The 25,334-nt window shown below is 39.5% G+C and carries 36 protein-coding genes; 29 read left to right on the top strand and 7 right to left on the bottom strand.

Annotated elements, in window-relative coordinates; translation table 11 throughout:
* Positions 1 to 16: 16 nt before the first annotated feature.
* The 23 genes from AC6HZ4_RS13990 (at position 17) to AC6HZ4_RS14100 (ending at position 15,936) form a co-directional block, all read left to right on the top strand.
* Positions 17 to 934, top strand: a complete 918-nt coding sequence (locus AC6HZ4_RS13990; protein WP_497490167.1) for a phage major capsid protein — start codon at positions 17 to 19, stop codon at positions 932 to 934.
* A gap of 13 nt (positions 935 to 947) precedes the next feature.
* Positions 948 to 1,160: a hypothetical protein gene (locus tag AC6HZ4_RS13995; RefSeq protein ID WP_497490168.1), complete on the top strand. Its 213-nt coding sequence runs from the start codon at positions 948 to 950 to the stop codon at positions 1,158 to 1,160.
* Between the two features lie 5 nt (positions 1,161 to 1,165).
* Positions 1,166 to 1,543, top strand: a complete 378-nt coding sequence (gene yqbG, locus AC6HZ4_RS14000; protein ID WP_497490170.1) for a protein YqbG — start codon at positions 1,166 to 1,168, stop codon at positions 1,541 to 1,543.
* Positions 1,540 to 1,881 (top strand): DUF3599 family protein, encoded by a 342-nt coding sequence (locus tag AC6HZ4_RS14005; RefSeq protein ID WP_497490171.1) that lies wholly within the window; start codon positions 1,540 to 1,542, stop codon positions 1,879 to 1,881. The genes yqbG and AC6HZ4_RS14005 overlap by 4 nt, the downstream gene beginning before the upstream one ends.
* Positions 1,881 to 2,384 (top strand): HK97 gp10 family phage protein, encoded by a 504-nt coding sequence (locus AC6HZ4_RS14010; RefSeq protein WP_497490173.1) that lies wholly within the window; start codon positions 1,881 to 1,883, stop codon positions 2,382 to 2,384. The genes AC6HZ4_RS14005 and AC6HZ4_RS14010 overlap by 1 nt, the downstream gene beginning before the upstream one ends.
* A 1-nt stretch (position 2,385) precedes the next feature.
* Complete coding sequence (locus AC6HZ4_RS14015; RefSeq protein ID WP_497490175.1) at positions 2,386 to 2,781, top strand: hypothetical protein; 396 nt, start codon at positions 2,386 to 2,388, stop codon at positions 2,779 to 2,781.
* Positions 2,782 to 2,786: 5 nt separating this feature from the next.
* Positions 2,787 to 3,224 (top strand): phage major tail protein, TP901-1 family, encoded by a 438-nt coding sequence (locus AC6HZ4_RS14020; protein ID WP_497490176.1) that lies wholly within the window; start codon positions 2,787 to 2,789, stop codon positions 3,222 to 3,224.
* 52 nt (positions 3,225 to 3,276) lie between these two features.
* A complete protein-coding gene (locus AC6HZ4_RS14025) occupies positions 3,277 to 3,642 on the top strand; it encodes a tail assembly chaperone (protein ID WP_497490177.1) in 366 nt (121 codons plus the stop codon).
* A gap of 17 nt (positions 3,643 to 3,659) precedes the next feature.
* Positions 3,660 to 3,980 carry a hypothetical protein gene (locus tag AC6HZ4_RS14030; RefSeq protein ID WP_497490178.1) on the top strand — a complete coding sequence of 107 codons (321 nt, stop codon included), beginning with the start codon at positions 3,660 to 3,662 and terminating at the stop codon, positions 3,978 to 3,980.
* Positions 3,981 to 6,698 carry a phage tail protein gene (locus AC6HZ4_RS14035; protein WP_497490179.1) on the top strand — a complete coding sequence of 906 codons (2,718 nt, stop codon included), beginning with the start codon at positions 3,981 to 3,983 and terminating at the stop codon, positions 6,696 to 6,698. It abuts the gene before it with no gap.
* The gene (locus AC6HZ4_RS14040) at positions 6,695 to 7,537 is read left to right on the top strand and encodes a phage tail domain-containing protein (protein WP_497490180.1); all 843 of its coding nucleotides are present in this window, start codon (positions 6,695 to 6,697) and stop codon (positions 7,535 to 7,537) included. Before AC6HZ4_RS14035 ends, AC6HZ4_RS14040 begins: the two co-directional genes overlap by 4 nt.
* A gap of 12 nt (positions 7,538 to 7,549) precedes the next feature.
* Positions 7,550 to 8,038 (top strand): hypothetical protein, encoded by a 489-nt coding sequence (locus tag AC6HZ4_RS14045; protein ID WP_497490181.1) that lies wholly within the window; start codon positions 7,550 to 7,552, stop codon positions 8,036 to 8,038.
* A 13-nt stretch (positions 8,039 to 8,051) separates the two neighbouring features.
* Positions 8,052 to 8,684 carry an SGNH/GDSL hydrolase family protein gene (locus tag AC6HZ4_RS14050; protein WP_497490182.1) on the top strand — a complete coding sequence of 211 codons (633 nt, stop codon included), beginning with the start codon at positions 8,052 to 8,054 and terminating at the stop codon, positions 8,682 to 8,684.
* 19 nt (positions 8,685 to 8,703) lie between these two features.
* Positions 8,704 to 10,677 carry a phage tail spike protein gene (locus AC6HZ4_RS14055; protein ID WP_497490183.1) on the top strand — a complete coding sequence of 658 codons (1,974 nt, stop codon included), beginning with the start codon at positions 8,704 to 8,706 and terminating at the stop codon, positions 10,675 to 10,677.
* The gene (locus AC6HZ4_RS14060) at positions 10,677 to 10,868 is read left to right on the top strand and encodes a hypothetical protein (protein ID WP_497490184.1); all 192 of its coding nucleotides are present in this window, start codon (positions 10,677 to 10,679) and stop codon (positions 10,866 to 10,868) included. Before AC6HZ4_RS14055 ends, AC6HZ4_RS14060 begins: the two co-directional genes overlap by 1 nt.
* A 33-nt stretch (positions 10,869 to 10,901) precedes the next feature.
* Positions 10,902 to 11,135, top strand: coding sequence for a hypothetical protein (locus AC6HZ4_RS14065; protein WP_497490185.1), 234 nt, complete (start codon positions 10,902 to 10,904; stop codon positions 11,133 to 11,135).
* Positions 11,135 to 12,490: a hypothetical protein gene (locus AC6HZ4_RS14070; RefSeq protein WP_497490186.1), complete on the top strand. Its 1,356-nt coding sequence runs from the start codon at positions 11,135 to 11,137 to the stop codon at positions 12,488 to 12,490. Before AC6HZ4_RS14065 ends, AC6HZ4_RS14070 begins: the two co-directional genes overlap by 1 nt.
* An 88-nt stretch (positions 12,491 to 12,578) precedes the next feature.
* A complete protein-coding gene (locus tag AC6HZ4_RS14075; protein WP_497490187.1) occupies positions 12,579 to 12,788 on the top strand; it encodes a hypothetical protein in 210 nt (69 codons plus the stop codon).
* 140 nt (positions 12,789 to 12,928) lie between these two features.
* Positions 12,929 to 13,201 carry a hemolysin XhlA family protein gene (locus AC6HZ4_RS14080; protein WP_497490188.1) on the top strand — a complete coding sequence of 91 codons (273 nt, stop codon included), beginning with the start codon at positions 12,929 to 12,931 and terminating at the stop codon, positions 13,199 to 13,201.
* A gap of 17 nt (positions 13,202 to 13,218) precedes the next feature.
* On the top strand, positions 13,219 to 13,434 hold the full coding sequence (locus AC6HZ4_RS14085) for a hypothetical protein (RefSeq protein ID WP_497490189.1): 216 nt from the start codon (positions 13,219 to 13,221) through the stop codon (positions 13,432 to 13,434).
* Positions 13,431 to 14,351, top strand: a complete 921-nt coding sequence (locus AC6HZ4_RS14090; protein WP_497490190.1) for a M15 family metallopeptidase — start codon at positions 13,431 to 13,433, stop codon at positions 14,349 to 14,351. Before AC6HZ4_RS14085 ends, AC6HZ4_RS14090 begins: the two co-directional genes overlap by 4 nt.
* 120 nt (positions 14,352 to 14,471) lie before the next feature.
* A complete protein-coding gene (locus AC6HZ4_RS14095; RefSeq protein WP_497490191.1) occupies positions 14,472 to 15,773 on the top strand; it encodes a hypothetical protein in 1,302 nt (433 codons plus the stop codon).
* Complete coding sequence (locus AC6HZ4_RS14100; RefSeq protein WP_497490192.1) at positions 15,763 to 15,936, top strand: hypothetical protein; 174 nt, start codon at positions 15,763 to 15,765, stop codon at positions 15,934 to 15,936. Before AC6HZ4_RS14095 ends, AC6HZ4_RS14100 begins: the two co-directional genes overlap by 11 nt.
* Before the next feature lie 47 nt (positions 15,937 to 15,983).
* Here AC6HZ4_RS14100 and AC6HZ4_RS14105 read toward each other — a convergent pair whose 3' ends face one another.
* From AC6HZ4_RS14105 to AC6HZ4_RS14115, 3 genes are all read right to left on the bottom strand, one after another.
* On the bottom strand, positions 15,984 to 16,289 hold the full coding sequence (locus tag AC6HZ4_RS14105; RefSeq protein ID WP_497490193.1) for a hypothetical protein: 306 nt from the start codon (positions 16,287 to 16,289) through the stop codon (positions 15,984 to 15,986).
* Between the two features lie 69 nt (positions 16,290 to 16,358).
* Entirely contained in the window at positions 16,359 to 17,726 is a 1,368-nt protein-coding gene (locus AC6HZ4_RS14110; RefSeq protein WP_497490194.1) for an SNIPE associated domain-containing protein, read from the bottom strand.
* A 290-nt stretch (positions 17,727 to 18,016) separates the two neighbouring features.
* Positions 18,017 to 18,373 carry a hypothetical protein gene (locus tag AC6HZ4_RS14115; protein WP_497490195.1) on the bottom strand — a complete coding sequence of 119 codons (357 nt, stop codon included), beginning with the start codon at positions 18,371 to 18,373 and terminating at the stop codon, positions 18,017 to 18,019.
* Positions 18,374 to 18,518: 145 nt separating this feature from the next.
* On the opposite strand from AC6HZ4_RS14115, the gene AC6HZ4_RS14120 reads away from it, so the two are divergent.
* Positions 18,519 to 18,875, top strand: coding sequence for a hypothetical protein (locus AC6HZ4_RS14120; protein ID WP_497490196.1), 357 nt, complete (start codon positions 18,519 to 18,521; stop codon positions 18,873 to 18,875).
* 17 nt (positions 18,876 to 18,892) lie between these two features.
* Here the strand turns inward: AC6HZ4_RS14120 and AC6HZ4_RS14125 are convergent, their stop codons facing one another.
* The gene (locus tag AC6HZ4_RS14125; RefSeq protein WP_497490197.1) at positions 18,893 to 19,096 is read right to left on the bottom strand and encodes a helix-turn-helix transcriptional regulator; all 204 of its coding nucleotides are present in this window, start codon (positions 19,094 to 19,096) and stop codon (positions 18,893 to 18,895) included.
* Between the two features lie 159 nt (positions 19,097 to 19,255).
* On the opposite strand from AC6HZ4_RS14125, the gene AC6HZ4_RS14130 reads away from it, so the two are divergent.
* From AC6HZ4_RS14130 to AC6HZ4_RS14150, 5 genes are all read left to right on the top strand, one after another.
* The gene (locus tag AC6HZ4_RS14130; protein WP_497490199.1) at positions 19,256 to 19,546 is read left to right on the top strand and encodes a hypothetical protein; all 291 of its coding nucleotides are present in this window, start codon (positions 19,256 to 19,258) and stop codon (positions 19,544 to 19,546) included.
* A complete protein-coding gene (locus AC6HZ4_RS14135; RefSeq protein ID WP_497490200.1) occupies positions 19,488 to 20,441 on the top strand; it encodes a ParM/StbA family protein in 954 nt (317 codons plus the stop codon). The genes AC6HZ4_RS14130 and AC6HZ4_RS14135 overlap by 59 nt, the downstream gene beginning before the upstream one ends.
* Positions 20,429 to 20,683 carry a hypothetical protein gene (locus tag AC6HZ4_RS14140; RefSeq protein ID WP_497490201.1) on the top strand — a complete coding sequence of 85 codons (255 nt, stop codon included), beginning with the start codon at positions 20,429 to 20,431 and terminating at the stop codon, positions 20,681 to 20,683. Before AC6HZ4_RS14135 ends, AC6HZ4_RS14140 begins: the two co-directional genes overlap by 13 nt.
* A gap of 189 nt (positions 20,684 to 20,872) precedes the next feature.
* Positions 20,873 to 21,253 (top strand): hypothetical protein, encoded by a 381-nt coding sequence (locus AC6HZ4_RS14145; protein ID WP_497490202.1) that lies wholly within the window; start codon positions 20,873 to 20,875, stop codon positions 21,251 to 21,253.
* Between the two features lie 100 nt (positions 21,254 to 21,353).
* Complete coding sequence (locus AC6HZ4_RS14150; RefSeq protein WP_497490203.1) at positions 21,354 to 23,519, top strand: type IV secretory system conjugative DNA transfer family protein; 2,166 nt, start codon at positions 21,354 to 21,356, stop codon at positions 23,517 to 23,519.
* A gap of 205 nt (positions 23,520 to 23,724) precedes the next feature.
* On the opposite strand, the gene AC6HZ4_RS14155 is transcribed toward AC6HZ4_RS14150, so the two are convergent.
* From AC6HZ4_RS14155 to AC6HZ4_RS14165, 3 genes are all read right to left on the bottom strand, one after another.
* Positions 23,725 to 23,856, bottom strand: coding sequence for a hypothetical protein (locus tag AC6HZ4_RS14155; RefSeq protein WP_497495850.1), 132 nt, complete (start codon positions 23,854 to 23,856; stop codon positions 23,725 to 23,727).
* A 138-nt stretch (positions 23,857 to 23,994) separates the two neighbouring features.
* The gene (locus AC6HZ4_RS14160; protein ID WP_497490204.1) at positions 23,995 to 24,153 is read right to left on the bottom strand and encodes a hypothetical protein; all 159 of its coding nucleotides are present in this window, start codon (positions 24,151 to 24,153) and stop codon (positions 23,995 to 23,997) included.
* Positions 24,154 to 24,364: 211 nt separating this feature from the next.
* Entirely contained in the window at positions 24,365 to 25,249 is an 885-nt protein-coding gene (locus tag AC6HZ4_RS14165; protein WP_497490205.1) for a LysR family transcriptional regulator, read from the bottom strand.
* Positions 25,250 to 25,334 lie beyond the last annotated feature (85 nt).

A 25,334-nucleotide genomic window follows, 5' to 3' on the forward strand; every position in this document is an offset into this window, starting at 1 on the left:
AGAGGAGGATATATCTATGGATAATCAACAAATTCTTGCAGGTGGTTCAACTACCTTCGTTATGAAAGATGTAAACATTCCGCTTCCACAAGCGGCTGCTGAGGCATTTTTAACGGATACAATTAATAATGCTTCTACGCTTCCAAAACTACGTCCAATGTATAAGGATGCTCCTGCGGGCAATATCGACGTCCTTTCCGTTGGCCGCCGCAAGTTACGCCTTGCATCTAAAACAGATGAGCCTACAGGTGTTGGTGCAGTTGCGAACCGCCAGATTCCATATGCGGTTAAGAAAGTGCGCTGGGATGAGTGGATTCAAAATGATGATGTATACTACGCAATGGCTTCCCGCGGCCAGAACGTTGAAAATGTCGTGGTTCAATTGATCCAAGAACAGTTCGGTGTGGATTTACAAGACCTTGTTTTCAACGGTGACACAGCGTCCGGCGATGCATTCTTAAACATCATTGACGGATTTGTGAAGAAAGCGAAAGTCTCCACGTACAAAACAGATTTAACAACAAATGAACCAACTATCATGGACTTCGTGAACCATGTCCAATTGCTTCCTGAGAGATATAAATCTCGCACAGATATTACTTGGTTTATCACGCAAAAGACACATGATAAGCTTGTGGCTTTGATAGTCGGTCGCCAAACAGGATATGGTGATGCGACATTAGTAGATGGAAAAGTAACTCGTATTGCTGGCTATCCAGTAGAGGTAGTAGCAGAAATGCAAACGGGATTCGCTATGCTGACTCCTGCTGCGAACCTTGTTCCAATCTTTACACGCGACGTTCGTTACAACCGTACAGCACAAGGTGCAACGGCTGCGGCTAAGGATGCGACATACCACATCATGTTCGCTTACTTGGATTGCGTAGTGCGTGAAGTTGAAGCCGTTGCTTGGATGACAGGAACGAAACTATAAGGAGGTAGCATATATGCCATACATTCAATTGAAACACGAAACAGGCGCTCTTCACATTGGTGGAGGGCGTTTCTTTTATGCAGGTGAGCCACAAAAGGTAAACGCAAAAGAGCGAGATGCACTCCTTGAAGCTTATGAAGACTTAGAGGAAGTATCGGAGCCTAAAAAACAAGTAACTGAACCTCCAGATGGTGGAGAAGGCGATAAAGAACCTGCAGGGGAGTGATCGGCATGGCGCTGATTACTCCTTCTGAATTAACTCAGTATACATCGTTTCCGGTTGTGAAAGACCGTGCCCCCGCTTTACTGCAGGATGACATTCTCGAAGCGGAGATGGAGATATACAGTATTGTGAACCATCGATTTACAGATACCGAGAAATACTCTACTATCCCTGCTGAAGTGAAACTCGCTTGCAAGAAGCTGGCGCAGTATTATGCACTGTTGAATGCGGATGAATCCGAAATGAAGCGAATGAAGTCAGAGAAGATAGGTGACTACACCTACCAGCGTGACGGTTTGCAAAAACCTGATGTTTCTTCTTTATTGCAAGCCCATATTCAGACTGCGGCAAAGAATGGCGTACAGATGAGGATGAGGGCGCTATGAGTTACGATCATATGCTGATTCATCGGTGTGATGTGTTCCATTTGAAAAAGGATACACAGGCGGGGAAATACGGGTTGCCAGGTGAAGAAAAGTACACATATCCTAACGCTCCTGACATCGCGCAGGAGCCTTGTTATTTTTATCGAAAGCAAGCAGCTGTTGTGCAGCTAGAGCCGAATCAACAAATCACAGAACGCTACATGGTTCATTTTTCATCGCGTTCTACAGTCAAACATAACGACAAAGTAATCTATAACGGTGTTGCTTATGTTATTCGAAATCCGTTGCCAATTCGTGGTCATCATATCGAAGCGGAAGCAGAGAGGATGAAGCTGTAATGGCAAAAGAGAGAATGACAGTAAAAGTTGATGGACTTGAAAAGTTCCTGAAGAAAGTAGAAAAGACAAAAGGAACCCTTAAACCGAGGGTTGCTATGTGGCTCAACGCGAATGGGAAAGATTTTCTGAAAGAAGTTCAAGATCAAATCATTGCTATGGAAGTTGTAGATACGCGCAGACTTCTTGCGTCGTTTGACAAAGGAGATGCAGAAAATATTTGGCGCACTTCAAATGGCGGTCTTACGCTTGATATTGGAACGAACCTAAAGTATGCATCCCTTGTAAATTCGGGTCATTTTACAGGGGAAACACGTTGGATCCCTGGCATTTGGGAAGGAGATAGTTTTAGATATACACCAGGCGCTGAGACAGGAATGTTGCTAAAAGCGCAGTGGGTTGATGGTAGGCCATATTGGGATAATGCACTTGTCATACTTGAGCGCATGTTTAAGGCATCTTTTGAGAGACGGTTTGAAAAATGGGTGAAGGAAATGGGTTGGTAGGATGTTAGAACAACTATTAGGTTCTGTGCAGGCGTATTGTTATAAGCAATGGTCCGTAAAGCTCTATACAGAGAAAATTCCAGATAACATCGAAATTCCATCTATGTACTTCCCGCCACCTTCAACGAACGATGATGACTTTTCCAAAGACGCTTTTTCTAATTTATACACGCAGCGTGTACTGTGCCGCATGTATTCCGACACTGCCGCTTTATTGAAAGCAGAAGAGATTGCCGATTCCATCCGAAAGAATGGGTACTGCGTTCCTATATTGAATGAGGACGGAACAGAAACAGGGAAGGTGCTCCATTTTTCTCGTATCAGTACCAACATTATTGCTGACTACACAGCACAGATCACGATGATATTTGAAACACAAAATTATTATGAGGAGTGAGTTGAATGCCAGAAGTAAGAGGTAAAGATATTATCTATGCAGTCGACCCTGATGGTGATGGTGCAGGTGCTTTAATTCGTATTTTCAACCAAACAGGCGGGAGCTTTGCAAGAAAAAAAGGGCTTCTTGAATTACAAACAAAAGACCGCAGCGGCGTTTCCTATGATGGAACAGACAGCACAACTCTCTCTCTTGAAGGTGTATTCACCGAAGGAGATACTGCCATTGATGCAATTGAAACTGCCATGGATGATGAAACACTTATTCGTATTTATCGCATCAATAAGAAAACGAAAGTTGCGAAATGGGGCTTATATGCTGTTTCTAAGTTTGAGCAATCTGAAGGAAATGGCGAGTATGTTACTTATTCCTTAGAAGCTACACTTGATGGCACATTAACAGAAGTAACATTAACAACAATTCCAGCAGGAGCACCTGCTTAATATAAAGAGCTTCGGCTCTTTTTTTATTTGACTATAGCTGAGGAGTGATATCATGGAACGTTTTACAGTACAAGGAAATGAATATGAGTTGAAAATTACATTTGCCAGTGTTAAACATTTGAACGCTTTACATGAAGGTGGAGCTTTGCATTTGGTGGCTAAAGCTATTACTGGTGATGTAAATACGTTTGTGAATATTATCTATGCTTCACTATTTCATACAGAAAAGAATTTTCCTCTCAAGATAATTGAAAAAGAAATTGAGATGTTGTTCGAAAAAGGTGAGTTAGATGTTGATGCCATGGTGAAAATCGGCAATGACATTATTTGTAACAGTTTTTTCTACAAGAAGACAGTAGCGAAAATGATGAAGGACGAGAAGACAAAACTGCAGTTCGAGATGTTGTTAAGCGAATAGATGTAGACCAAGCAATCATGGATGGATATCGCTATCTGGACTTGGAACCACACCAAGTTATGAAGTACACTCCCAGAGAATTTTATCTTCTCATGCAGGCGAATGAAGAAAAAAGACTTGATAATTTAGAATTTGAAGCAGTGAAAGCTCTCATGATGAGAAAAGCATATCACAGTGACAAGAAGAACATGACTGTTCTTGATTTCTTTGACAGAGAGAAAGCATCTATGTCCGAAGCTGACAGAGCAAGAGCTTTTGCTCAGAAAGTTGAAGAAGCTAAACAGCAGCAAGAGTGGCTCAATCAAATTGATTTTTCTTCTGTGAAGGGAGGGAAGTAAATGGGCTTTGATATGATAGCCAGAATAGGAGCTGATATCTCGGACTTCTCACGAAAAATGGCTGCAGTTCGTACGCAGTTGGGAGTATTCAGCAGCTTTAAAGGGGGGCTCATCGGTGCAGGAACACTGATGGCCCCTTCTGTTATTCCTATGATAGCAGCGTTAGGAGCTAGTGCAGTCGCCTTAGGGGGTTCATTCGCTGCAGCAGGAGCGGGAGTGGCTACTTTTGGTGCTGTGGCGATACCTACACTCGGCAAGATATTTGAAACACAAAAGAGCGTTGAGGAAGCGCAGAAAAAGCTCAATGAAGCGACAACCGAAAAAGAAAAGGAAAAGGCTTTGAAGGAGTTAGAGGCAGCTTACGCGGGTTTAAGTGATAAACAAAGAGAAGCAGTGAAGAATTTACAGGACTTTAAAAGCTTTTGGGGTAGCTTTGCAAAAGAGTTTGAAAACCCTGTGCTGGATATATTTAGTGGTTCTCTTATTGCTCTACGAGGTGTATTAGAGCCACTCAAACCAACAATTAGCGAAACAGCAGCAGCTTTTAGCAAACTGTTGGACATGTTCAATCAAGGTTTAAATGCACAACCAGTTAAAGATTTTTTCACATTTTTGGGTGAGACAGCTTATGACAGGACAATAAACTTTGGAATGATATTCGGAAATGTAATGAGAGGAATCATGGCTCTTATAATTGCATTTGATCCAATCGCGGTACAGATGGAAAAAGGATTAGTCAATATGAGCAAAGCTTTCGCCACATGGGCGGAAGGCTTAGGGAAATCGACAGCATTTGAAACGTTTATACAATATATAAAAACAAATGGTCCTGTTATGTTATCAGTAATAGGTAACATTATTTCTATTATCAAAGAGCTTGCGTTTGCTTTTGCTCCATTTGGGCAAGCTGCTCTTGCTGCATTAGAGGGTATTACAGGTTTTGTTGCAGGGCTACTCCAAGCAAATCCTGCACTCGGTAGCACAATAGCAACTCTCACAATGTTTGTGGGCGCTTCAATGGTTGCGAGTGCTGCATTCTTCAAAATAACTGATGCTGTTGGAGTTGTCGGCGATATTATGAAAAAAGCAGGAGACAAAACCACAATGCTTGGAAGAGCTCTTGCTTTCTTAGTTAGTCCAGTAGGCTTAACTATTGCAGCAATCCTTGCTCTTATAGGAATTTTTATTTACTTCTATAAAACCAATGAAACCTTCCGCAACACTGTTATCGGCGCATGGAATGCAATCAAAGAAACTGCAATTGCTGTATTTGGATTCTTACAACCATTCATACAAAAATTTATTGAAGGATTCAAGCAGTTCGGAGCAGCGATTAAAGATGCATTTAGTGGTGACTTTAGTGGGTTAGCTGAAGTATTTACAAAGATAGCACCTATGATTATTGGAGCTTTGCTAGGCGGACTTCCTTCAATTATTATGGCTGCTGCTCGTTATCTTCCTGCAATTGTGGAAGGAATACAGAGTAATTTGCCTATGATTATGGAAGTCGTGAATACAATCATTCAGAACTTCATCACATTCATCGGCACTGCACTGCCGCAATTAATTCAGGCAGGAGTTCAAATTCTGACAATGCTTATAAATGGGATTGTTCAAAATCTGCCTATGATTGTGAATGCTGTCTTGCAGTTGATAACTTTCCTTTTGAATGCATTTGTTCAGTATTTACCTCTTATTATTAATGCGGGCATTCAAATTTTGGTGGCATTAATAAATGGAATTATTCAAATGCTTCCTCAGCTCATTCAGCTTGCTGTTACGATTATTACCGAATTAGTCAATTTAATCGTTCAAAATTTACCTCTACTTATAGATGCAGGAATCAAAATTTTAATGTCTCTAATAGAGGGGATTATTCAGATTCTACCTCAATTAATAGATGCGGCGATTCAGTTAATTGATGCAATTGTAAATGCGCTGATTGACAATTTACCTCAAATCATTGCTGCAGGGATTGAAATTCTAAATGCTCTGATCGATGGCATTATTCAAGTGTTACCTCAATTAATTGCAGCTGCACTCGAACTGATTAGAACAATTGCGGAAGCAATCATTGATAACTTACCTCAAATTATTGCTGCGGGTGTTCAAATACTTGATGCTTTAATTGAAGGTATTTTACAAATGATTTGGGGATTGGCAAGCGCCATATCGAATGATGTCATTAACACTATCACGGAACCATTAAATGGTCTTGACCTGTCTAGCATTGGAGTAAATATCATCCAAGGTTTGATTGACGGTATCGGCTCGATGGCAGGGTCGGTAATCAGCAAGATTCAGGAGGTTGCAGGTGGAGTAAAAGAGACAATGATGAGCATGCTCGGCATTCATTCTCCTTCTACATGGATGAGAGACATGATTGGTGAGAACATGATTCTCGGATGGATTAAAGGTATTGAAGGAATGAAGCAATCTGTAATGGGAACTGTAGCAGCGATGACAGATTGGATGAAGCCGGATTTATCGAATATTCAGCTTGGATATAATGTTCAAACTGCGGCAGTTACTGGTACGTATGGAGTGTCCCTCCCTGCTAACAGCGCAAGAAATCAAGTTGCTTCTGAAACTGTAAACCTTGAACGTATGTTTGAAGGTGCAAACATAGTGATTCAAGGCGATTATGATGTGAAGAGAATGATGAGAGAGGCATACGAATACGCACAATCAGCAAAGAGAAGGAGGGGAAATCGATGAGTGAGAGCAACGTATGGTTAGATGATGTACTACTTCAAGACTTAGGACTCATAATCACTCTTGATTCCGATGAGCCTCTCCTTCCTCCAACAAGGGATAGGACAATTGTAATACCTGGAATTCATGGAGCAAGGGACATGGGCGCATATATGCAACCCCGCCCCCTTGCTTTGCAATGTACGTATAAAGGACTAACAGGACATACAGAACTAAAACAGAAAGCAGAGCTACTTATTAAACTGTTAATAAATCCTGATGGAACGCCAAGAACTGTAAAAATCAGATTCGGAGACGAGCCAGAAAAGTGGATGAGCGTAAGATATAGCGGTTCTATTCCACTTAGTAGGTTATTAAGGGGCGCGCAGTTCAGACTTCCATTCATTGCTTATGACCCTTACAAGTATGCAGAATTTAATGCATATGGCGATAACATTAATGGATTTACATTTAATGTAAGTGGTCAATCAGTTGTATTGAAGAATAGTAGTTATTTAGAAACTTCACTAATAATAACCATGACAGGTGCATTTGCTAACGTAAAAATCACTCATCTTGAATCAAGAAAATGGATTCAAATAAATGAGACAACAGCAGCGAATGAGACTATTGTAATAGATTCAAAGACTTTCACTGTATACAAATATGTGCTTGAAGAGGATACATTGTTCCTGTCTCCTTCCTTCCCTGCACAGTTTGAAACACAGACAGGTAAAACGAATTTACTTTCTAAGTACACTGGAGACTTCTTTAATTTAATACCGGGAGACAATACCTTGTATTTTGAAGCTCCAGATATTGGTGCAGATGTTAAGTTTCATTGGTACCATAAATTCTTATAAGGAGGTAAAACAATGGCATACAATACAAAGACAATTACCACAGACTTCAACGGTAATCCGGTGCCGCAAGGATATGAACCTTCTGGAGATTCCTATAAACCACAGACGGTAACAGACTTAGGAAATGGTCGTTATGCTTCAGATGTATATGTTCGCAATCCTTTGAAGGTTGTTGCTGAAGATATTCTCATTACTGTTGCAGCAGGTGCAACAGTCAGAATAGATCCACCTGGTTTAACATATGTCGATTGTGACGGATACACAGGGCTGACATTGGCAGTGCAGGAAAGTGCTTCAACGAATCACGATTTTGAATTACAACGACAGCCGTATTCGAAAACGAATAGGGCTTTTCAACTTGCTAACACGTTTGCACAGTTCTCGCAGCAACGCGGCGGCTGGGAACAAATTAAAGTAGTCGCGCCGAGAGAGCGGCTGTACATTAAAAATTTAAGTTCTGCTGAAAGAAGTTATTACTGCTCGATCTATCTGACAGTATAAGGAGGTGTTTGTAATGTCGAACGGTTTAAATCCAAGTAACGTACTGAATACTCCTATTACTGGTTTTGAAGATATTATTTGGAATGGCTTAGGCGACTCTATCACAGTAAATACAAGCTTCACAACAAAGTTTTACCATGAGTATGTAATGGAAATACTCGGCATTAAAACGTTCCGAAATTATGGTGTAGGCGGTACGAGCTATGGTATACGCTCAGGAAGAACTGACTCTTTTGTTGAGCGTTATCCTAACATGGACAACAATGCTCAGCTCATTACTGTATTCGGTGGGCACAATGACATACAAATTCCTATCGGCAGCTTCGGAGATCGTATAGGCACTACATTTTATGGTGCTTGTCACTTGCTATATAATGGACTCACTGAAAAGTATCCAGGCGCAAAAATAGGTATCATCTTGCCGCTTCCTCGCAATGATGGATATGATTTAACACAAATTGCTGAGATAGAAGCAGAGGTTGCTGCATACTATTCTATTCCACATCTTGATCTATTTAGTGGTAGTGGTATCAACTTCCGAAGCACTGCTATTACAGATTTGTATGCTCCAGACAAATTGCACCTCAATGCATTAGGGCATCAAATCATAGCACCTAAAATCGCAGCATTCATTCGGTCGCTATGATGAGAAGTGAGGCGATACCATGCAACATATAAAAGTCTACGATAAAAATATGAAACTGAAAGCGTTCCTTGAGAATGCTTTTTCTGTTCCTTATGATCAGTCATTCAACGAAATTTGGACGGCTGCTTTTTCACTGCCGTTTGACGATCCGAAAAATAATGAAATCTCAGCGTTCGATCGTGTGGAAATTTTCGATGGAGAAAAACGTATCGGTCTGTTCCGCATCATCCCGACTGAAACGGTTAGAAATGAAGAAGAAAAAACGATTACCTACAAATGTGAGCACGTACTAGCAACTTTGCTGGATGACGTGCTTTTTTCGTATCATCAACTTTCTAATTATGTAACCAGAGATGTTCTCGTCTACATCCTGAGTAAACAGGAAACGCCGCATTGGCAGCTTGGTACCGTGGAATTCACAAAGTACTTTCACTATTCATGGGAGCATGAGAACCTGATTACTGCTTTATTCAGCGTACCAAATCCGTTTGATGAAGAATATCAATGGACATGGGACGATAGCTCCTATCCGTGGACATTAAATCTTGTGAAGGTAACGGATGAAATTACAGGGGAGCTACGTTATCGAAAGAACCTGAATGGGATTAAGAAAATTGAAGATCCAACGGGTATTATTACCCGTATCTATCCGCTTGGTTATGGCGAAGGGGTTAATCAGTTGAATATCATGAAGGTGAACCCAACAGGATTACCTTACATTGATGCAGAGCCAGAGTTCATCGAGGAATATGGATTACATCCTTATATTTGGGTAGATCGTCGCTTTGAGAATGCAGATGCCCTTTTTAATTCAGGGAAAGCAATCTTAGATAAGAACAAGCGACCCAAGGCAACTTATTTTGTTGAAGCACTGGACTATGAGTTGATTGATCCCTACAAGCTTGAAAAATATGAAGTTGGCAAACTTGTACGTATTTATGATGATGATTTGGGCATAGTGGAACTCCAGCGCGTGAAAAAGAAATCGAAACCGGACACAAAGGGCAATCCGTATGATATGAATTTAGAAATTGGAGATTTGCTTGAAGACCTTGGTACAACACAAGCTGACTTGGAACGTAGGCAGAAAATCAATGAAACGTATGCGCAGGGGGCAACCAACATAGATAGTCATAATTACAATGACAACTGCGATGCTACCCATCCTGCTATTATTAAGTTTTACCTTCCTTCTGACTTGGTGAATATCAATACGATGACTCTTTCCTATGAGACAGAGGCGTTTAGAGCTTATGAGAGAGCGACAAAAGGCGGCGGAGGAACAACAGCGACAAGCACAAGTGGTGGAGGGACAACAGCGACAAGTTCATCAGGAGGGGCAAGCACTCAGACAAGCTCTTCAGGAGGAGGAGTGAGCACTTCAACTGAATCAGGAGGAGGAACAACAACCTCAACTCCTGCCGGTGGAAACCATTATCATAAGTTGTTTAATGTGGGAAGTCCAACACCTACAACTCTGACAAAGCGAGAGTATTACACGTATTTAAAAGAGGAAAATATCGCAGTGGCAATCAATGTTGAGTCTGCTGTTGATGGAAACATGTACACATTTGAAGCAGATGGAAACCACACTCATGACATTACTGTTCCTGCACATACTCATCAATTCAGTGTGCCAGCTCATACTCATCAAGTTTCAACACCTGCTCACACCCATCAAGTGACAATTCCAGATCACTCCCATCAGGTTACACTGCCTGATCATATTCATGAGATGGATTTTGGAATTTATGAACTAAACGAGTCAGCTTCTTCAGTCGTTGTTAAAGTGGATGGTCAAGAAATTCCAGGACTGACAGCAACTTCAATCAATGACTTTAATATCATCCCGTACTTGTCAAAAGACAGTTCTGGAAAAGTGAGAAGAGGTCAATGGCATAAAGTTGAAATTTTCCCGGATGAACTTGCTCGAATTAATGCGAATATTATTTCACGGCTTTTTATTCAAAGTAGAATCGGAGGAACGTTCTAATGAATGTAAAAGTGCTCACGCATAGTGGTAAGGAATTCGAGTTGACTGTAGACGTATACGAACCAGAAGTGCTAAATGAACAACTTAATAACAACGATGTCCATACAGTCTTAATCGGCGATATGATTTTTTCACGGATTGATATTAAGCGGGTTGAGCCAATAAATGAACTAACACCAGAAGCGAATTAACGCTTCTTTTTCTATTTTGAAAGGAGGATAAGTATGCTCAATCATCATAAGTTTTTTCAAGGAACTGGGAATCAGACATTTACATATGATGTCCCAGTGCGCGGGATAAATATTGTGAACAACGGCACAGCGAGCTTAAGTTTCACAATTAACGACGAAACAGCTGAACTTGATGCTGGCGAATCGTACGAAGGCGTATTCACGACACCTTTTAAAGAGCTGACAATCACTGCTACGAGCACGTATAAAGGCGAGGTGTTGCGCTGATGGGATTTAAAAATACGAAAGACAAAATACTCTCCGACCAAATTGGGAATCTATCAGTTTTTGTTACACCTGACATGTATTTCACAGTTGGGGAAGCGGATTATACAGTAGCTTTACAAAATGCCATTGCTGATTGTAAAGCAAATAATAAAATCTTGTCTGGGGAAAACGGTAAGGTTTATAGTGTCTCACAACCTTTAACTATTGATTTCCCGATACGAGTAGATTTTAATAATGCCACCATTAAAGCAACACAACTTATGGATTCCATTATTAAAATTGAAAGCACCACACGTATTGCAGGGTTAAAAATCGCAAACCTTTCATTAGATGGTAATGCAAAATCGAATTATGGTTTAAATGTGTCAACGATAACAGATAGCACATTTGAAAGTATCAACGCTATTAACTCAATCGTTGCGGAAATATACGTACGAAAAGGTTCGATTGCGTCAAACCAGCTTACGTTTGAGAAAATTAGATGTAGAAGAAATTCCATTCTTGCGGGTACAGAAAATTGTGTTGCTTTAAAAATTAACGAACAAGATAACTGGTTCAATGATATTATCACTGTGAGCTATAAAACGCATATCGATCATCAATCAGGTGTCAACTGGTTCCATGAAGTTCATGGTTGGAATGGTTCTATATGTAACAGCTTTTTTACGGACACTGTGTTTATGATTGTCAATTCTGAAACAGTCATGACAAATTGTAATTGCAGTAATATAGCGATAGCATACAAGATAACATCAAATGCACTGGTTAGAATTACCCACTCAAATATTATTTTAAGGTACACTGTTAACAACGCAACAGTCACCACTTTTTATATCGACACAGGTATTACTAATTGTAAAGTGAAAGTGAGCGGTACTTATATAGAAGGTCTAAATACTACAGTTAACCGACTTTGCAATATAGAACCAACCATCGGCATGTTTATTTTTGATGGAAGTAACAACATTCCAACATCATTAATGAGTGTTTTCGGGACGTTCGTCGATGGCTATCGCACATACGGAACAACGGATGTAACAAATACAGGTTCTAACACTGTGACGACCTTAAAAGGGAATGTTGATAGTAATAACATGGTAACTCTAAGTTTTTCATGTAATGTACCAAGTACTACGGCAGGTACTAGAATTACATTGTTTACTTTGCCGACAGGGTTAAAACCTGCTGCATACCTTTATGATGATATTTGGCTAAAAGACAATGTTGGTTATAAGGAACGTTCGCTATTAGAAATTAACAGTGCGGGTGACGTAATGGTAACACCTATTACAAACAGCATAGCAAGTGGGGCAGGGGCTAATTTTAGGGGTAGTCTCTCATACCCTAGAGCATAAATAATTTTTTAACAAAATACGGCTTCTATCGTGTCCCCTTTAAAATATGGTAAGATAAGCTTACAAATTTACGAGGGGGATGAGAAATATGGCTTATTGTAACGGAGACGGTTGTGAATGTCGAGATTTCTATCCAGGTGAAAAAACATATTATTTTGAACAAGAAGAGGGTAGTCTCTACTGTGCATCCTGCGCTGGAAAGATAGAGAGAAAATATCCGGGTTATATTGCTAAATCCGCTGATGATATTAAAGATTTTGATTTTGAAGACGATAATGAGGCTGAAGACGAAGATTAGAAGGGAAGTCCCGTATTTCGTACGAAAACACCATGTTGTAGTAATCCAAGGAGCGACTTAGGTCGCTCTTTTTTATTGCATAGATACTTTTTGAAGGGAGCTGCACAGCTCTCTTTTTTATTTGGAAGGGAGAGGTGATCATGACAAACGAAAGCAAAGATTTTCGAGACAGCATTCAAGAAGTACGGGAATGGCTTATACGTATTGATGGGAAATTAGAAGCTCTTTCAGATGTAAAAGAACAAGTGTCGAAAGCAGGGGATACAGCGAATGCGGCATTACAGCTTGCGAAACAGAATGAAAAAGCTATAGAAGAATTAAAGGCGGATAAAAAATCAAATATTTCATTAGGAATTTCAGGACTATCTTTGATAGTCCTTATTTTATTTAGTATCTTAAATTACCTAAAGTGAGAGGAGCTGAATTAAACATGAAACTCACAAAAGAAAATATTGCTAAACGGCTACGCAACTGGAAAACCATAGTTGCGCTTTTTTCATTGGCTGGCTTAATTGCAACTCATTATAATCTTTTGCATTTTAAAGATGAGCTAGACTTTTGGCAAGAAGTTGTATTTTCAGTTGGTGTTCTTTTGGGATTTTGGACAGACCATGAAGCGAAAGGGAAAGGAGAGGATGTGCAATGACTTGGCAACCAAAATGGCATGAGCGCAATATTGAACGTTTGATGCAGCTGGCACCACATACAAGGGCGGCTGCTTTTCTTTGGTACCAATTCTGTCTGGACCGTCAAATTGATGTGTATGTAACAGAAACACTCCGCACTTTAGCACGCCAAAAGGAGCTCTTAGCACAAGGAGCATCGAAAACGCTGAAGTCCTATCACATCGTCGGACAAGCATTTGACTTTGTACCGATGGTCAACGGGAAACCGGACTATTCGCTATATAAAAAGGAACCATTTCTTTCTGCTGTGAACTATGCAAAGCAACTTGGCTTTGAATGGGGTGGAGACTGGAAAGGATTCGTGGATTCGCCTCATATGCAATGGAATCATAAAGGCTACGGTACAGACAACGGAAATGTACCGTATAAATTGCCTGTACTTTCAACACCGGCTATTGTGAATCTTGTGCCGAACAGTGAGTATGTCGGGAAAAAACTTACTGTAAAAGAGGATGGGCTTTGGTACTATGACACGCCACGTTGGGATGTATGTGCCGGAACGAGCAATGCTGGGGATAAATTCATCATCGTGGAGGAGCTGTGCGTAAATGGCGGGAGAATGCTCAAATGCCATGATGGAAAGTATCGTACCGCAGATGCCGAGTATGTAGATGTGAACCCGAAGCCAGAAGATTGGCCGTATCGTGTGGTTATCGATGAAATTACTCATGCCCAAGCACGAGCGCTCGTCATTGAACTAGGTGCACAAGGATTTAAAAATGCAGAAGGACAATGGAAAACACCTCGTGATGGTGGACCATCTGACAATGATCCGTACCGCGTAGTTGTGGATGGTGTCACACTTGCCCAAGCGCGGCTGCTTGTTATTGATTTAGGTGCAAAAGGCTATACGGATGTGTTTGGTGAAGCGAAGTAAATGAACGAAGCCGCTCCTTTCGGGGCGGTTTTTTTTATTGCCGAGAAGGTATTTTGTTTAAGATGTCGAAAATTGAAATTTGAATAAATTACATTTCAATATATTAAATGAGGTGCATATATGACAGCAGAAATAGGCATTTTAAACAGGACCGGAGTAGCCTTAGCTGCAGATAGCGCAGTGACTATAGGAGCAGGTGGCACTCAAAAAGTTTATAATTCAGCAAATAAATTATTTGCATTATCAAAGCGTCATCCAGTTGGAATCATGGTTTATGGGAATGCTGAGTTTATGGGTGTTCCTTGGGAAACAATAATAAAAGAATTTAGAGAAGTTATTGGTGACACTAAACGGAATGAGTTAATTGATTATTGTAATGAATTTTTTGACTTTCTTAAATCCGATCCAAGGTTTGTTAGTCCGCTGTCTGAATCTCGACTAGTGCTAAGGATATTCAATACATATTTGACAGAGTTACTACATAGTGTAAATGAGGACATTTACGAAAAATTCCATATGCAAGAGCCATCTGAAGATGAGGTGGAAGAATTAATTGCTGAGAAAGTGAAGGACCTTTTGTTACGCTTAAATGGAATCGAATTTGTAGAAGGATTTAAGGAGGAATCTATAGAAGAATTTATTACAGCTCACGCAAGTGTGATTAATAAAGTCGTTGAACACCAAATTAACATTCCGCTGAAAGAAGAGACGATCCAACTGATACAAGAGATGGCTGGGAATATATTTACCAAGGATTTTTTCTCTGATGCCACAACAGGAATTGTCATAGCAGGCTTCGGAGAAAGTGAGATATTTCCGGCGCTATATGAATACGAAGTAGAGGGCATATTCTGCCGAAAGTTAAAAAAGAAAGATAGTTCAGCTACACTAATTGGAGCAGAGCAGGGTAACGGAAAAACAACGTCATCAGTAAGGGCTTTTGCACAGAAAGAGATGGTGGACGCTTTTCTTAGAGGTGTTGATCCATACTTGAATAACACCATGTTAGACATCTTGTCTCAAGTATTTGATACATTCCCTTCAATACTGGAAAATAAGCTGAATATGTTATTTTCTGCTGAACAAGAGGCTGGAATTAAAGAAATTGGCAAATCCGCACTAGAATTCTTTCAAGAAGAAATACGTAAGATACAACAAGAAAAATATATAAACCCTGTATTGGAAATTGTAGATGTGTTGCCTAAGGAAGAATTAGCCGCTATGGCGGAAGCTTTAGTGAATTTAACATCTTTCAAAAGAAAAGTTACAATTGATGCAGAGACAGTAGGCGGTCCTATCGATGTAGCTGTTATTTCTAAAGGGGATGGATTTATCTGGATCAAGCGCAAGCATTATTTTAAACCGGAATTGAACTACTTGTTCTTCCAAAATTATTTGAGAGGTGGAGATAATGTTGATTAACGTAGTGTCTTCCGAATTTAACAATAAGAATGTAAGCTTAAGCTATTTTGAAATTCCAAAAAAACAAAGAGACTACCTGCAAGACAAGAAGCAAGAAGAGAGATTAGGGAAAGAAATTGGTAAGAAAATTGTAAAGAGGATTATTGGAAATACAAAGAAATAATTAGATAAAGTTTGAAGTATAAAAACCGCTTTTCAGGGCGGTTTTTCTTATATCGCTTGAACACTTTTCATCATCGCTACAAAGTTAATAAAACTTTTTCTTACTACCTCAGGATCATCGGATTCCTCGCGAAAGCTCAAAACCCCTTCTGCATCAAATATGCATTCAATTTCAAGCGACTTCTTACCTGGTATCACTGTATTGAATGTGCAGGGCCCAGTAGTGATAAAATACATAAATTGCTCTCCGTCACGCGCTAAGACATGCGTATGACTTACATTATTCTGTAAAATTGCCTCTACACATCCATCGATAAAAGATTCCTCACTCAGAGCGACTAATTTTAGCCTCATATGTATACCTCATGTGAAGATTTTTGTATCTCTGTAAAAAAAGCCGCTCATCGAGCGACTTTCTTATTATTAAACCGGTTGAGCGACTTTTTCCGGTTGATTGTGAAGTTGCAGAGTTTTTCTATACTCTTCCGCCTCGGCTAACTTTGTAAATTCAACGGTCTTATTGTGGCTTCGTTTTACAACATCTTCAATTTCCTGCAACGAAACCTTGAAAAACTCTTTTCGTTCATTGACAAGATTCACGCGTTTAGAAGCAAAAGAACGATGCAATGCATTTTCAAGCGTTGGAGCATCCTCGCTAAAAATCATAGCATGAACATCGAAGGTGAACGGAACAGAGGCGTCGCCAAGTTCTTTAACACGGTCCATAGGCTCTAATCGACGTGTCATGCCGATTTTGTAGACATTTTCTCCGAATGAGCCTATATTAGAAATGACGTACACATAACCAGCGCGTGTGTTTTGCTCACGATATAGGAGATCTTCTTTATTCTGTTTAACTTCCGCGAGCTGCGCTTCTAATTCTTTTAGTTTAGCCAACAGATTTTCGCGTTCTTCATCTTTAGCATTTTCCAACTGTTGATTCATGTTCGCAATAGCTTGTGCAAAATGTTTTTCTTCTTTTTCAATTTTCTCCCGCGCTTTTTCAAGCTCTTTTAAGACTTTTGCTTCCTCGCGCATGCGTTCTTTAATAGCCTGTTGTTCCTCTTTTTCCTCTTGCTTCTTTTGTTCAAATTCATACTTTAGGTAGAGCTCTTCCAGTTTCAGCTTCAAATATTCTCTGGTAATCGAAACATGCTGCATGTCAGTCAATTTGTTTAGATCTTCGTATACTTTGTTAATACGCTTTTCGCTAGTTGATAAATTGTTATATTTGACGTTCATGATGATATTGTCACATTCGTTGTTAAAAGCTCGTAATGTTAACTTGATTGTGTCTAGAATAAATTCGCGGCCTTTTTTCTTATCATTACCAATCGTCCAATCTAAGCGGTGATCTGTTGCAATTTGTTCTTTAACCATGTACTTTTGTTTTTTTCGAACAAGCTCAAGTTTTTTCTCATATAAATCTGAAGCATCAAATCCATATTTGGGTTTGTAAAATCCAAATGATTGCATGAGAATTTCCTCATCAAGCACGATGATTTCATTCTTTTTCCGCGCGATTTCTTGATTGAGTGCATGCAATTCAGCTTGAACATTTACCCCTTGTGCTTTTATACGTTCTTGTTCTTTCTCTAAACGCTCTTTCTCATGTCTTGTTTGCACCGTATCTCCAAACCCGCTGTTTTCCCAATCTTGCTTGATCTTTTTATCCTCTTTCATCTGTAGAATGAGTAGAACAAGGCCTATAATCGCAGGGAAACCATAAAAAGAAAAAGCAAAACATAGAGCGATTACCCAGGTAGACAGATACCATTTCCGTTGATACAAATTAAATCCCCCTTTATTATGTATGAATGTTACAATATTAAGTATAGCAGAATAAAAGGGGTAAATTTAGAATTTTTTGTTAATTTATCCTGTTGACTTGCATTTTTCTGCCCCTAGCCGCATAAGCTGTAGCGTAACGCTCGCAAGCAGCGCTAAGAGCACGCAGCAGCGTCTGTGGGGATGTTGTGCAATATCTATATATGTACGAGAAAGCCCGTGGGACAATGAATCCTACGGGCTTTTCATTATATAACAAAAAAGAAAACCTAGGGTATTATATAATGTTTCCTTTATTCTCGGTTATCGAGATACCTACTTTTGGATACTAGCCATAAATCCACATTCTTAACGACCCGCTCTCTTGGTCGAAAATCGTCAATAATTAAGTCTTCGTCAGTAATATCAATTTGTTTTTTGATGTCCTCATAGTCTCTAGAAGAAAAATTTAATGCATTTCTTCCATATAAACAATGGAATACATAGTAATAACAGTACGCTTTTTCGCTGTAGTATTTCGTGACTTCTTGAATTGAGTAGATAGATCCATTCTTTTCTTTCAAAACCACGAGTTCAGGGTTATACCACTCTTTCTCGTCTTTTGATGGGTCAATTAATTCAGAGTATTCGCCCAAAATATCTTTTTTCATTGGAAAGCCTCCTCTCATGTTAAATTTATTCAGAAGGCTTGTTCATTTTGCATAGGACTTGCAACTGACAACCTATTTTTAGCATACGCTGATAGGGCTAGAAGCCGCTATCAGGGCATGTCTAAGAAAGGGGATGGGAGAGCCTATGCAGACAGGAGCAAAGAGTAGTGTGTCTCGCTATGCCGAACGATTGGAACGGATTGTTCAGGAGATACGGAGGGAAGAAGAGTTTTACTACACATTGCAAAATGAGTTACTGGAGGAGAAGTTACTACTAGCACGTACGGAATCAGAGTTATTTCAGAAAGGTACTATTGACGGACGGAACGAACAAATTAGGAATGCACAACTCTTCGAGTACACAGGGCATATACAAGAACGAATTAAAGATATAGAGAAGAAAATGAACAAACAAAAACCGCTTTTATATGCAAAGCGGCGAGAACTCGAAAATTTACAATATTATGTACGGTTATTAGAAGCATTGAACCATCACAAGTAAGTGATGGTTTTTTTGTTTTATTCTTCTTCCAGCACCCAAATGTCCTCGATATATAACCCTAACTGTTTTGCGATTATATAAGCATTAGTGAAATTCGGTAATGTTTTACCATTTAAGATTAAACTCATGGTTGAGCGATTTATTCCAACCTGATCTGCAAAATCCCCAATTTTTATATCTCTTTCGGCGAAAATAACCTTTAGTCGGCATTTGAATTCCATTTATATCACCTCGTTGTTTAATTCCATAAACAAATAACTAATCCTTTAAAAAAGTGCAAGCTAAAAACAACAAATATTGAATCGTACAGGCAAAAAGCGTCATACAATGTCATACACTTTACCATCAAGAGCAAAAGCCTACAGAGAAGGAGGGTCTGAATGAAAGAATATCCTTATGATTATGAAATCTGGATAGCGGAAATTAAAGAAAGGTTGCATAACGTAGAACAGCAATTAAAAGAAAAATCGATCAATGAAGTGTACAGTATTTTGGAAGAAGAAACAGAATTGATTTGTAGAAATTCAAAAAATCCAAATTTCACCATGACGCGTGCTGTCAATATCGTTGCATGTTTAAATGATATTTTAGATAGGAAGGTGGCATTTGAGAATGGATATTGTAGCTGTAGACATCGGTTTTGGTTGGATAAAAGCAAAAAAAGGGAATAGCATTTGGCGACAACCTTCTGTAATTGGAGAGGCAAAGCAATTATTCGAGGAGCAACAGCAAAAAGGAGACATTATTTTTGACCGTAAATTTTTTGTGGGAAATTTAGCAGTACGGCATAGTGAGATTCGCTATACATCTACAAAAGAAGCGAAGGCAGAGACATGGACGAGTGAAATTCTACTCAAGACAGCGGTGGGGATTATAGCACCCAGGGGCACTGTAAAATTAGTGACGGGACTTCCAGTCGATTTTTATCAGAAACAAAAAGCGGGGTTTGAATCTTTCCTACGAAACTTTAATCAATCGGATTATTATCACATTGAATTATTGAAGGAATACTCATGCACCGCCCGGCCAACTATTAGTCAATTTAAAATCGTTCCACAGCCACTAGGAAGCGCGATGGATTATTTAATGAACGAAAAGGGGGAACTGGTTCGCAAAGAAGAAGCGAAAAAGAAAATCTTAGTGGTCGATCTTGGATTCTATACATTAGATTTGCTGATTTTAAATGGGATGGAGATTGATAGCAGGAGCTGTAGCCCTCATGGTCTTGGAATATCAGCAGCCTATCGATTGATACAGCAGTACCTTAAGGAGCATCTAGGGAAAAATCCACCGCTTTATGAAATTGATCGAAGTACATTAAAAGGTGAGTATGAGCAACGGGATATTACGCCTTTGGTGAATAAAGCGTTTGCTTCGTTAGCAACGCAAATTCAAGGGGAGATTGAAGGTTTAAATACATCTTTTGATATCGTTCTATTTACTGGAGGGTGGGCAGGTAAAATTATGGAGTTGATTGATGTACCTAACAAAGTTTTATTAAACGATCCACAGTTAGGAAATGTTCGTGGATATGAAAAAATTGGTGTACGTGTATGGAAAGAATAAATTTCCGCTTACGTAAAAGCTTAGATGACGATATTAGGAACGCTTTACCGAAACAAATTGAGGCTGAAAAACTAGATGTAAGTGATATTACAAGAAAGGCGCTACGGGAGTATTTGTTCAAAACATCTCCAGCGTCGATTAGAGATATTGAAATGGAACAAAAAGATATTCAACTAGAGAAAATACAGAAAACAGATGAAGAACTGGATAACGCTACAGATAAGCTGTTTGATGTGTTTTAAGGAATTAAAAAAAAGCCCTGTATAAACACAGGGCAGAATCGATTTAACGTACAATATCAGCGATAATTTTTAAAATGAGTAGTCCTGTTCCAGAAGCGACCATGATTTTTCCGATTACAACAAGTGGCATACACGCAGCTCCCTTCTTGGTTTTGTTCTTATTATTTGAGAAAAAGGGAGAGATGATGAATGGCAAAAGTTGAGAGTTACTCCATCAAAGAATTTATGAGCGGTGATTATAAGTTAAAGGAGAAAGAACCTAATTCTGTACTTTATGGGTTAGGTTTGGGAACTTCCCTTGCTTTTGGCGGTTTTCATCCTGTAGCAGCTGCCGATATGACAACACGCATTATCAGTGCGTTCGACCCGATTATCAGTCTTGTGCAAGGCATTGCCTATCCGGTTACGTTTCTTATGATCAGTGGCGGGTTTCTCCTCATTATCTTAGGGCAGCGTAGCAAAGGTTTAGCCATGATGAAATGGGCTGGAGTCGGATACATCGGCTTACAATTCGCTCCAGCTATTATGCAGATCCTTGTAGAAGTAGGAAAGGCGATGATGGCGAAATGAGTAATGTAAAATTCACTTGCGGACATTGTGGCGCCGAAATTCCTAAGGAGTATGGATTGACTTGCCCGAATGGTTGCCTTGATCGCGAGGAGGATGAGAAATGAAAGTCTTTCGTATCCTTCCAGACAGTCGGCTAGAAAATGGGAAAGTAGAACATTTTGCACAGTCCCTCTGTATGTATCGCTCGATGTTAGAACGCTTCAACCGCGAAAAGAGGAGATTGGACCCGAACTTCATGTCATGGGAAATTATTCTCGAACCGAAAAATACACAATTCTTTTTGACAATACCTGATGAGGCTGAGCGTGTTGCGCAAAAAGCAGTACACTCGTCCTGGCCAAATGTCACTTTACAACCTAGCGAAAATCCACTTGATACCACGAACCCATCTCTTACATCTGTTCTGGAATTACGACATCATTATTTCTTAGCAACGCTGGTAGATCGGCGCACGAATTGGCTAAATTCTCTTTTAGAAGTGCTCAATGTTATGCAAGAAGGCGACAAAGCTATTGTGCAGGTATATTGCGAACCTGCCTATCACGATTGGTATACGGAAGCAGCAGAAGCCTATACAGACTTCAAGAAAGGGCATCTACGGCAGCGTCTACGTTTCACTAAAAAAGAAGCGGTGATGACAGGAGTAAAATTGGCAGCTTATACGGTATTTGGGGCTATCGGTGTGGTCACAGAGCTTATAACAGGTGAAGAACCTGAAAAAATAGACCTTTCAGCGGGGGAGAGAGCATTGATACTGAAGGACGGTCATTTACGCCCTGAAACGATGCAGAAGACGCGAGGAGATGCATTTGACATAAGCATTAGGATTGCAGTCCAGGCAAGAGATGATAAGCAGGCGCAGCTTTTAAATCGGTCTGTATCGACTGCATTTCGAGAGTTTGATGGAGATAATCAGCTTATAAACCGTATCACAAACACAAAAAAGACATTCTCTCTCATGAAAGAACGCCGAAAAGGAATTAAGATGACTAGTGATTACATGTCTATTCCTGAAATTGCTCGTTTATTCGTATTGCCGCCACTTTCTTTGCAAGAAAAATATCACATTGAAGGTATCAAGCTACAGGAAACAGAAGCAGCTGCCGCTCTCTTTGAGGGCGGTCTCCTCTTGGGAGACCAAACACATCGAGGAGAGTCGAAAAAAGTATATATGCCAATTACTAATGATGATGAAACCTGCCTACCGGTCTGTGCGATCGGTGGCATGGGGCAAGGGAAAACAAAAGGTTTCGGTGCCAATAGAATGGTCGAAGCAGTACGGAATGGTTTCGGAGCACTATTCATCGATCCAGCAAAACATGAGGTTGGGCAAGAATTGCAGAAGGTGCTTAATTCGGAACAACTGGAGATTATCAATATTAAACAATTAAAACCTTCTTTTGATTGGTGCGAGGTGCAATACAGCGAATACGGAAAAGGTTTGCTTGCGGATGCTGTACTATCATTCTTTGAAGATAGCTTAGAAGATAGCGTGCAAACAGAACGTTATTTACGAGCTTTTATCATGGGAATGCAGACGCCTAAACTGAATGAGATATTCCGTATTATGGAGGATATGGAATATCTGAAAGAAGTTTCAAAGAAGCTTTCGGAAGGGATCCATAAGCAGACCTTGCTTCAGTTCTCGAAAGAAAGTGAGAATATGAGAATGCGGATCGTGAAGCCGATTTACAACCGTATGGATATGATTATGGGTGATTCCTTCATGATGGACTGTTTTAATAGTGAAGTATCTTTAGACTTCGTGCAGCTTATGAGCCAGCGTAAAGCTATTGTGATTGATGTAGCGAAAAAGGATGGATTAACACCGAAACAGATTAATTTGATTGGTAATCTCCTCATGACAAAGATTAATCTTGCAATGCAGATGCGAAAGGAAGAGGAGCAATTCCCGTTTTTTGTCATCATTGATGAGCCACACCAGTTCAGCAAGAGTGCAAAGCTTTGGGAAAGCATGGCGGTGGAAAGCCGGAAGTGGCGTGTAGGTTTTGTGTGGCTGTTTCATTACTGGGAGCAGCTCCCGAAAAAAGCGCAGCAAGCTATTAAGAATGCATTACCGCATTATCACTTGTATCCGACGAGCAAGGAAACGTTTTATGCTTTTAAGGAAGAAATTGCGCCATTCGATTTAGCAGACTGCTTCAATTTAAAAAGATTCCATGCGATTAACATCTTACGGACTGGTGGAGAAACTGTGAAGCCTTTCATTGCTCATATGGCAGCCCCACCTAGTCAAAGAGTATAGTGATGAGCAAACAAAAAGAGCGCCAGGCGTAAGATGGCGCTCTTTTCTTTAACTGTTCGTTGGTCGCAAACAGCAACAACGCGGTGTTGTCTAAGTAATATTATATACTCTGATTCACATTACGTCCATTGAAAAGGTCCTAGAACATAGGTGTTGAATATTTGTAAACGCTTAACTTGATTGGTTTGTGGTCTATCATAATGTTTCAAGGAAGAAAAACGTACCACTCTTCTGCTGTGGCAGATCGAAAGTTTTTTGTAAATGTCATACCGCTGATTACATATTCAATTTGCTGCTTCATTTCTGGATTTATTGCATCCACAATGTTATCTTCCATAAAAATCCTCCTGCGTTATCGGCGAGGTGTCTTCTTTGGTTGCAAAATTCTTTTTTATGTTTTATTCTTAGCGTCTCCATCGATTGTTTTTGCCCATGAGGCAGTTGTTGACAAAACACATTATTATCGCCAACCCCGCTAATTATTTTGAGGCTTTACCTTTTCTTGATTAGATGTTGTTTTTGTGTTGCCAACAATTTGTCTAAGCTCACCTTCATCTCCTTTGGCATTAATAATTTCAACAATTTGGTTCAAGCCTTCACTTGTTTCGTCTATATCGTTAGTTTTATTTTTCAAAATAATAGCCTCCTTTTACCTTAGGATGACCATTTCTCTAAGAACTATTTGGGTATTGCTGCATGTCTGTCAAGCTAGTGAAAATAAACACCCCAAAAAATCGAAAGTAATTCATTAATAAACTGTTTAGCATCGCATCATAATCCGTAAGTTAGCAGGAAATTCATATCCTGCGTTTTTTATAAATTATTTTTGCACCAGAATCTATTATTCAATTGGCTTTCCAATTAAAATTTTCTATGAAATTGACAAATGCCTTAACGACATTCCATTCTAAGGATTCCTTATGATAATACATCCACGTTCTTCGTAATATAGAATTCCCTTTTTGATCAGTTAAATCAATTTTATGCAATTCCTCTATCCCGGTAAGTATCCTGCTGGATAAGATGCCATAGCCTAAACCATTTATAACCATTTCTTTACAAGTATCAACTTGATCGACTTCTATACTGATAAAAGGCGCTTGCGCATAGTTTTCAGCCCACCAATTATCAATTAATGATTTTAATAAGTAATCCCCTCTATAATCGATTCTAGGAAGATGAGGGAGATTTGTCATATCAATCTCTTCCTTTGATGCAATGCATATTGTTTCTTCAAATAATAGATGTTTCAATAGTCCCCTGCAGCTATAGTTCCCCCGAACAAAGCTGACATGAACATCCCTATTGTGTATAAGCTGAGTTACGTCTTTGCTCCATCCTGTAATCACTTTAAATTCTACATGAGGATACTGCATTTTAAATAATTTCAAAATATAAGGAAGTTCATAATTGGCAAAAAAATTGGATACACCCAATTTTAATGTACCTACAACTTCATTACTTTCGTTATTCCCCATCTTGAGGACATTCTCTTTTATTTTTTGATAATGAGAAAGGGCCTCTTCAGCACAATGAACAAGATATTCTCCTTGCGGGGTAAAATGAACCCCTCTGCTTTCACGAGTTACTATTTTAACACCTAGTTCTTCCTGCATATGCTTTAAACGATTGGTTAATGCAGGTTGAGTAATAAACAAAAGCCGGGCTGCTTTCGTTAGATTTTTTTGATTATAGAGAACCTTTAGTATTTCCCAATCACGGTAATCCATTATTCCTCCCCAAATCTATACCATATAAAAGTTTTTTATAGGTAATTATAATTTTTTAGCATTTTATTTATTTCAATTATTACAC

This window comes from Ectobacillus sp. OTK, assembly GCF_059698935.1.